The 8,064-nt window shown below is 71.5% G+C and carries 9 protein-coding genes; 4 read left to right on the top strand and 5 right to left on the bottom strand.

Annotation, left to right across the window (positions count from 1 at the left end; genetic code table 11):
• Positions 1 to 789, bottom strand: a 789-nt coding sequence (locus CQ047_RS17035) for an SDR family NAD(P)-dependent oxidoreductase (protein WP_105677114.1), incomplete at its 3' end; no start/stop codon positions are given.
• Between the two features lie 53 nt (positions 790 to 842).
• Complete coding sequence (locus CQ047_RS17030) at positions 843 to 1,703, bottom strand: fumarylacetoacetate hydrolase family protein (RefSeq protein ID WP_105677110.1); 861 nt, start codon at positions 1,701 to 1,703, stop codon at positions 843 to 845.
• 131 nt (positions 1,704 to 1,834) lie between these two features.
• Here CQ047_RS17030 and CQ047_RS17025 point away from each other — a divergent pair, with 131 nt between their 5' ends.
• The 4 genes from CQ047_RS17025 (at position 1,835) to CQ047_RS17010 (ending at position 4,972) form a co-directional block, all read left to right on the top strand.
• Entirely contained in the window at positions 1,835 to 3,133 is a 1,299-nt protein-coding gene (locus CQ047_RS17025) for an L-fuconate dehydratase (protein WP_105677109.1), read from the top strand.
• The gene (locus CQ047_RS17020; RefSeq protein WP_105677107.1) at positions 3,117 to 4,085 is read left to right on the top strand and encodes an aldo/keto reductase; all 969 of its coding nucleotides are present in this window, start codon (positions 3,117 to 3,119) and stop codon (positions 4,083 to 4,085) included. Before CQ047_RS17025 ends, CQ047_RS17020 begins: the two co-directional genes overlap by 17 nt.
• A 33-nt stretch (positions 4,086 to 4,118) precedes the next feature.
• Entirely contained in the window at positions 4,119 to 4,538 is a 420-nt protein-coding gene (locus CQ047_RS17015) for an RbsD/FucU family protein (RefSeq protein ID WP_105677105.1), read from the top strand.
• A gap of 71 nt (positions 4,539 to 4,609) precedes the next feature.
• Complete coding sequence (locus CQ047_RS17010; protein ID WP_105677103.1) at positions 4,610 to 4,972, top strand: VOC family protein; 363 nt, start codon at positions 4,610 to 4,612, stop codon at positions 4,970 to 4,972.
• 19 nt (positions 4,973 to 4,991) lie between these two features.
• On the opposite strand, the gene CQ047_RS17005 is transcribed toward CQ047_RS17010, so the two are convergent.
• From CQ047_RS17005 to CQ047_RS16995, 3 genes are read right to left on the bottom strand one after another with little or no spacing between them, the layout of a single operon-like run.
• Positions 4,992 to 5,456 (bottom strand): GbsR/MarR family transcriptional regulator, encoded by a 465-nt coding sequence (locus CQ047_RS17005; protein ID WP_105677102.1) that lies wholly within the window; start codon positions 5,454 to 5,456, stop codon positions 4,992 to 4,994.
• 12 nt (positions 5,457 to 5,468) lie between these two features.
• Positions 5,469 to 7,079 carry an ABC transporter permease gene (locus CQ047_RS17000; RefSeq protein ID WP_105677101.1) on the bottom strand — a complete coding sequence of 537 codons (1,611 nt, stop codon included), beginning with the start codon at positions 7,077 to 7,079 and terminating at the stop codon, positions 5,469 to 5,471.
• Positions 7,076 to 8,038: an ABC transporter ATP-binding protein gene (locus CQ047_RS16995; protein ID WP_181155988.1), complete on the bottom strand. Its 963-nt coding sequence runs from the start codon at positions 8,036 to 8,038 to the stop codon at positions 7,076 to 7,078. The genes CQ047_RS17000 and CQ047_RS16995 overlap by 4 nt, the downstream gene beginning before the upstream one ends.
• Positions 8,039 to 8,064: the final 26 nt, after the last annotated feature.

Raw genomic sequence — 8,064 nt, 5'->3', positions numbered from 1 at the left:
CGGGAGTGCCGGGTGTGGATAACGGCGGATGCTCGGACCCAGGTCGTGCGACAGTTCTCGGAGGCGCAGCTGTGCCATGCCGCCGTCGACCTCGATGAAGGTGCCGGTGGTCGAGCCCGCGGCGGGGGAGACGAGGTACGCGACGGCGGCGGCGACCTCGTCGGGGCTGACCAGGCGTCCGTGCGGCTGTCGGGCCTCCAGGGCCGCGCGTTCGGCGGCGGGGGCGGATGCCGAGTCCAGCAGCCGCCCGACCCACGGGGTGTCGGCGGTACCGGGGTTGACGGCGTTCACGCGGATGCCCTCGCGCAGGTGATCGGCCGCCATGGCGCGGGTGAGGGCCGAGACGGCGCCCTTCGAGGCGCTGTAGAGGGCGCGCTGCGGGAGGCCGGTGGTGGAGGCGATGGATGCCGTGTTGCAGACCGCCGCGGCGGGCGACTGCCGCAGCCACGGCAGCGCCGCCGACGTCACCCTGGCGATGCCGGTGACGTTGATCGACAGCACGCGCGCCCACTCGTCGTCGTCGTTCGCGGTGATGTCGCCCTGTGCGCCGATGCCGGCGTTGTTCACGACGATGTCGATGCGGCCGAAGCGCTCGGCGACGGCGGCGACGGCGGCATCCACCGATGCGCGGTCGGACACGTCGGCCGTGAACGCGGCGAACGCGGCATCCGCCCCCGACGTGTCGCGGTCGAGCACGGCGATGTGCGCGCCCTCGGCGTGCAGGCGGCGGGCGATGGCCGCTCCGATGCCCGACGCCCCGCCCGTGACGATCGCGACGAGTCCGCTCATGCCGGATCCGTGCGTTTCGTCTCGCTCCGCTCGCTCAACGACCGTGTCGATGCTCACTTCTGTGCCTCCCATGCCACGAACTCCTGGCGCTGGTGCCCGAGTCCTTCGATCTCGATGTCCACGACGTCTCCGGCCCTCAGGTAGGGGAACTTCCCGCCGAACGCCACGCCCTGCGGGGTGCCGGTGAGGATGAGGTCGCCGGGCTCCAGGGTCACGTACTGCGACAGGTGGTGCACGATGACGCGCACGTCGAAGATCATGTCGTCGGTGTTCGAGTCCTGGCGCGGCTCGCCGTTGACCCAGCTGCGCAGACGCAGGCGATCGACCTCGACCTCGTCGGGGGTGACCAGCCACGGACCCGTGGGGTTGAAGCCGGGGGCGATCTTGCCCTTCGACCACTGCCCGCCGGAGACCTCCATCTGGTACGCCCGCTCGGAGACGTCGTTGGCGGTGACGTAGCCGGCGATGTGCGCGTCGGCGTCCTCGGGGGAGTCGAGGTAGGACGCACGGGCGCCGATCACGATGCCGAGCTCGACCTCCCAGTCGGTCTTCTCGCTGCCGCGGGGGATCGTCACCGCATCGTTCGGGCCGACCACGGTGTTGGGGGTCTTCAGGAACATGATCGGGATGGTCGGCGGCTCCGACCCGGACTCGCGTGCGTGCGCGGCGTAGTTCTGGCCGATGCAGATCACGGCGCTGGGGCGCGCGATCGGGGCGCCGATGCGCTGCTCCGCGGCGTCCGCCAGCTCGGGGAGCTCACCGACGGCCAGGGCCGTCGCGACGCGGTCGCGGAAGTCGGAGGCGAGGAAATCCCCGTTCACATCGGATGTCACTGGGCGGAGGTCGAGGTAGCGGTCGCCGTCTACGAGGACGGGGATCTCTGCACCGGGGGCGCCAAGCCGCGCGAACTTCATGGTTCTCCTGAGTCGTCGGTGTTCGTCTGTCGCGGTCACCGGATGACCGCCTGTCTCGTTGACAGTATAGACATCGGATGTTTACACTCCAAGAGGTCGGTGCGAGAAGTCCGACCCGTGAGAGGAACCCCGTGAGCCGTATCGTCGCCCTCGACACCACCGACATCCGCTTCCCGACGTCCCTGAGCCTGGACGGCTCGGACGCGATGAACCCCGACCCCGACTACTCGGCCGCGTACGTGATCGTGCGGACGGATGCCGAGGACGGCATCGAGGGGCACGCCTTCGTCTTCACGATCGGCCGCGGCAACGACGTGCAGGTCGCGGCGATCGACGCGCTGGCCGGACACCTCGTCGGCCGGGAGCTCGAGCCGCTGCTCGACGACATGGGCGGCACCTTCCGCGAGATCATCGGCGACTCGCAGCTGCGCTGGCTCGGCCCCGAGAAGGGCGTCATGCACATGGCCATCGGCGCGGTCGTCAACGCGCTGTGGGACATCAAGGCCAAGCGCGCGGGGCTCCCGCTGTGGCAGCTCCTCGCCCGGATGACGCCGGAGGAGCTCGTCGACCTGGTCGACTTCCGCTACCTCACGAACGCGCTGACCCGCGACGATGCGCTGGAGATCCTCCGCGCCGCCGAGCCCGGCCGCGCCGCGCGCGAGGCGGAGCTGCTCGCCACCGGCTACCCCGGCTACACGACCAGCCCCGGCTGGCTCGGCTACTCCGACGAGAAGCTCGAACGGCTCGCTCGCGAGGCCATGGCCGACGGCTTCACGCAGATCAAGCTCAAGGTCGGCGCCGATCTCGACGACGACATCCGCCGCTTCCGCAAGGCCCGTGAGGTGTGCGGGCCGGACTTCCCGATCGCGATCGATGCGAACCAGCGCTGGGAGGTGTCGGAGGCGATCGAGTGGGTGAACGCGCTCGCCGAGTTCCGCCCCGCCTGGATCGAGGAGCCCACGAGCCCCGACGACATCCTCGGCCACGCGGAGATCGCCCGCGGGGTCGCGCCGATCCGCGTCGCGACGGGCGAGCACGCCCAGAACCGCATGATCTTCAAACAGCTCCTGCAGGCAGAGGCGATCCAGGTCATGCAGATCGACGCCGTGCGCGTCGCCGGCGTGAACGAGAACATCGCGAACCTGCTGCTGGCCGCGAAGTTCGGCGTGCCGGTGTGCCCGCACGCCGGCGGCGTCGGGCTCTGCGAGGCCGTGCAGCACCTGTCGATGTTCGACTTCGTCGCCGTCACCGGCACGCGCGAGGGCCGCATGATCGAGTTCGTCGACCACCTGCACGAGCACTTCGTCACCCCGACCGACATCAGGGGCGGTTCGTACATGCCCCCGATCGCGCCGGGCACCGGCATGGAGATGAAGGCCGACAGCATCATCGACTACACCTGGAGGGGTGAGCATGTCGTCGTCGCCTGAGCAGACCGTGCCGCCGCTCGGCTACGGTGCGGCCAACGTCGGCAACCTCTTCCGTCCGCTGACGGATGACGAGGCCTGGGCCGTGCTCGACGCGGCGTGGGATGCCGGCATCCGCCACTACGACACCGCCCCGCACTACGGGCTCGGCCTCTCCGAGCGTCGACTCGGCGCGTTCCTGCGCACCAAGCCGCGGGAGGAGTACTTTCTCTCCACGAAGGTCGGCCGGCTGCTGCGCGCGAACCCCGACCATGAGCGCGGCGGGCTCGACACGGCGAACGACTTCCACGTGCCCGACGACGTGCGCCGCGTCTGGGACTTCTCGGCCGACGGCATCCGCTCCTCGCTCGCCGAGTCCCGCGAGCGTCTGGGCATCGAGCGCATCGACCTGCTGTACCTGCACGATCCGGAGCGCAACGACCTCGACCTCGCGCTCGCCGAGGCCCTGCCCGCGCTGGAGCAGCTGCGCGCCGACGGCGAGGTCGCCCAGATCGGCATCGGATCCATGGTGACGGATGCGCTCGCCGCCGCCGTGCGCGGAGCCGACCTCGACCTGATCATGGTCGCCGGCCGCTACACGCTGCTCGAACAGCCCGCCGCCGCCGACGTGCTGCCGGCGTGCCGCGAGAGGGGCACCGGCATCGTCGCGGCATCCGTCTTCAACTCCGGCCTGCTCGCGCAGAGCGAGCCGCGCAGGGACGGACGCTACGAGTACGGGCAGCTCCCCGAGGAGCTGTGGGAGCGCCTCGTGCGGATCGCCGCGATCTGCGCCGACCACGATGTGCCGCTGCCGGCGGCGGCGCTGCAGTTCCCCCTGCAGTCGGACGTCGTGCGCGCCGTCGTCGTGGGCGGCAGCCGTCCGGCTCAGCTCGCGCAGAACGCCGAGTACGCGGCGCTGGAGATCCCGGCCTCGCTCTGGCAGACTCTGGCCGCCGAGGCTCTCGTCCCGGCCTGACCACCCCACCCGTCCGATCCGAGGAGACGCACCGTGCTCGAAGGCATCCACCCCCTGCTCACCGGCGAGCTGCTGCTGCACCTCGACCGGATGGGGCACTCCGACTCCGTCGTCGTCGCCGACGCGCACTTCCCGGCGTGGGCGCTGGGGGAGCGGGTGATCGATCTGCCGGGCACCACCACGCCCGAGGTCGTCGCCGCGATCCGCACGGTGCTCCCTCTCGACGACGCCCCCGGCATCGACCTGATGGCCTCGGCCGACGGCGAGGTGCTCGACGTGCAGCATCAGCTCATGGCGGCTGCGGGGACGGATGCCGGCTCCACCGCCTTCGTCGAGCGATTCGCGTACTACGGGGTGGCGAAGGCCGCGTACCTCATGGTCCGCACCGGAGAGACCCGCAAGTACGGCAACGCGCTGCTGCGCAAGGGCGTCGTGGGGCACCCCTCCGCCTGAACGCACAGGCCCTTGAAGTCGGCGGTCGCGGCGAGAAGACTGTCTGCGTCCGCACGGCGAAAGGGAGCATCATGGCGCACGGAGACATCACCCACATCGACATCCCGGTCACCGACCTGACCGCGGCGTCCGGGTTCTACTCGGCGCTGTTCGGCTGGCAGATCGCCGAGCCGCCCGGGTTCGAGGGCTACCCCATGTGGCAGGCGCCCAACGGCATCTCGGGCGGCGGGCTGGCCCCGCGCAGCGAGGGCTTCACGCAGCCGCGCTCGTACGTCGAGGTCGACTCGATCGACGACACGGTCGCCGCCGCGCTCGCCGCCGGGGGATCGGTCGCGATGGAGAAGCAGCCCATCACCGACACCAGCGCGTGGGCGGTCGTCGTCGACCCCGACGGCAACCACATTGGCCTCTTCGAGGGCGTCGTCGGCATGTAGCCGGCGCGACGGCGCTCGCTCAGCGGTCGGGTGCGGGGTCCTGCGCCTCCCACTCGGCGACCAGCTGCGGCATCCGCTCGGCCATGAACCGGAGGAAGCCCGACATCTGCGCGGCGCGCTCGGCCGAGACCTCCTCGTCGCCGAGCTCGGCGCCGATCCGGTCGACGTGCTCCGCGAGGCGGCGGTAGACGGGGATGTTGCCGATGATGACCGAGTGGAAGCCGTCGGGTGCGAGGTCGTAGCGGTCGCGGCGGTGCCCGGCCGTGGGCAGCCGACGCACGAAGTGCGCGTCCTGCAGGTAGCGCACGGCCCCCGACACGGCGGCGGCCGACACCCCGAGGCGATCGGCGAGATCGGCGGCCGTGTACCCGCCGTCCGGGGCTGCGACGAGCGCCATCATGACGCGCGCGGGCATGCGCGGCATCCCCGCCGCCGTCATCATCGCGGCCGCCTGCTCTGCGGCGTCCTGTCCCCGGTGTTCCATGTGCTCCCCAGGTTATCCGTCGGCCGCGAGCTCGCGGCGCCTCATGAGGGTCAGTGCCCCGCCGCCGGCGACCGCGACCGCAGCCACGAGCCACCAGAGCCCGCGGAGGTCGACGTCCCCGTTCGAGACCACGGGGGTCACGGCGATCGGCGAGAGGTCGGTGGCCCACTCCGGCATCCCGAACAGCGGTCCGAACATGCCGAGGATGCTGGCGACGCCGATGAGCGCCCATCCGACGCCGAGCGTGGCCCGCGGCAGCACGACGAAGACCAGGGCCGTGATCGCGGTGAACACGGATGCCGCGACGAACTGCCCCAGCCCGGTCACGGTGACCACGCGGTACAGCGCGCTCGCGCCTCCGTTCGCGGCGATCCCGAGGTACGCCGTGGCCATGGCGGCCGCGATGACGAGCGCGACGGCGCACGTGGCGACGAGCGTGTAGTCGGCGAACCACCGCACGCGCCCGACCGCGGCCGCGAGCACCGACTCGGCCGTGCCGTGGGCCTCCTCCTGACGGGCGCGGACGATCGTCTGCACGGCCGCGCACGCGGCGAGGATGCCGAGCATGGTGAAGAAGACGGTGATCACGGCCTCGTCGAGGTTCCCCGCCCTGGCGATCTTCTCGAGGATCTGCGCGACCGCCGGATTCTCGCCGGCGACCTGACCGGCGAGCGACGACAGGGTGGTGGCGAGGATGCCGGTGAGCGCTCCGCCGATCGTCCAGCCGAGCACCGACCCCCACGACAGCCGCCAGACCAGCGCGTGCGGAGACGACAGGGCCGCCGTGGCGTTCGCGCGGCCGTTGCGCTCCGCGATGAAGCTCGCGCCCATGTCGCGGGCCGACTGCAGCAGCGTCGCGGCGGCGGCGAGGAGGAGTCCGAACCCCAGCGCGAGCACCGCGGGCCAGGGGTCGTCGGCATCGTAGGGACGGGTCTGCTCGGCCCAGCCGAACGGCGAGAGCCACACGAGCCAGGAGCTCTCGATGCGGGTGAGGTCGTCACTGGGGGTCCCCGCGACGTTGCCGATCCCGCGGAGCAGGAAGGTCGCCACGAGCACCCACACGGTCAGTGAGTTCGCGCCGCGCGATGTGCGCATGAGCTGCGCGGCGACGAGGCCGATGCCGAGGAAGGCGACCCCGGTGGCGCCGGCCGCCGCTCCCGTGAGCAGGGAGCCGTCGGCATCCATCCCCGCCGCGATCAGCGCGAGCGCCGTGAGCAGCGCGAGCACGAGGTTCGCGGCGAGGCCGTGCACGATCGTCGCGACTGTGGGCAGGGTGCGTCCGGCCGACGTGGCGGCGACGAGCTCGCTGCGCCCCGCCTCCTCGTCGCCGCGGGTGTGCCGCACGGCGAGGAACGTGCTCATGAGCGCCGCGAGCATCGCCAGCCACGGGAGGTCCTCGAAGGCCAGGAAGGCGCCCACGGACGTGCCAGACGGGAGACCCCGGAACATCAGGATCACCGGGTTCGCCATCACAGCCGTGAGCACCTCCTGCCGGTCGGCGACCGTGCTGTACGACTGCGTGACGCCGCCGTAGCCGGCGTACGCGAGGAGGACCGCGCCGAGGATCCACAGCGTCACCTGCAGCCAGTCCCGGCGCAGGCGCTGGCGGAGGAGGGGGATCATGATCGCGCGCTCCTCCGGGTGCGGGCCGGGGCCGCGGCATCCGCGTCGCCCGCGGCATCCGTCACGTCGTCCCCGTAGTGGCGGAGGAAGAGCTCCTCCAGAGACGGCGGCTCGATGCGCAGACCGGTGACCGCCCGCTGGGCGAGCACGGGGAGTACGGATGCGACGTCGTCGCTGTCGACCGTGAACCTCGCGCGTCCGTCGGCGAACGACGGGTCGTGGGCGAACCGGATGCCGTCGGCCGCCGCGGCATCCGTCGCCGTGAACGACACCTCGGTGCGGGTGAGATGGCGCAGTTCCGCGAGTGTGCCCGACTCCACCACGCGCCCCGCGCGGATGATCGAGACGCGGTCGCACAGCAGCTCGACCTCCGACAGGATGTGGCTCGACAGCAGCACGGTGGCCCCGGCATCCCGCACCCTGGCGACCTCCTCGCGGAACACGACCTCCATCAGAGGGTCGAGGCCGCTCGTCGGCTCGTCGAGGATGTACAGGTCGGCCGGCACCGTGAACGCCGAGATCAGCGCCACCTTCTGCCTGTTGCCCTTGGAGTAGGCGCGACCCTTCTTGCGCGGGTCGAACTGGAACGCGGTCTCGAGGCGCTCGCGATCGCTCCGGTAGACGGCACCGCGGGTGTCGGCGCCGCGCAGGCGGCTGAGCAGGTCGATGGCCTCGCCGCCCGAGAGGTTGGGCCACACGCTGACGTCACCAGGCACGTAGGCGATGCGGCGGTGCAGGTCGGTCGCGTCCCGCCAGGGGTCGCTTCCGAGGACGGATGCCGTGCCCCCGGTCTTGCGCGCGAGGCCGAGGAGGATGCGGATGGTGGTCGTCTTGCCCGCGCCGTTCGGGCCGAGGAAGCCGTGCACCTGGCCCGCGGTGACGGAGAGGTCGAGGCCGTCGAGAGCGTGCACGCGGCCGTAGTGCTTGGTGAGGCCGCTCGTGCGGATCACTGTGTCCATGAGCGGCACGCTACGCGGATTTCAGA

Origin of the sequence: Microbacterium sp. MYb72, from assembly GCF_002979415.1 — a bacterium.
Classification (GTDB): Bacteria; Actinomycetota; Actinomycetes; order Actinomycetales; family Microbacteriaceae; genus Microbacterium; species Microbacterium natoriense.
The sequence above is the reverse complement of the archived record's forward strand: the minus strand, read 5'-3'. Positions and strand labels throughout refer to the sequence as shown.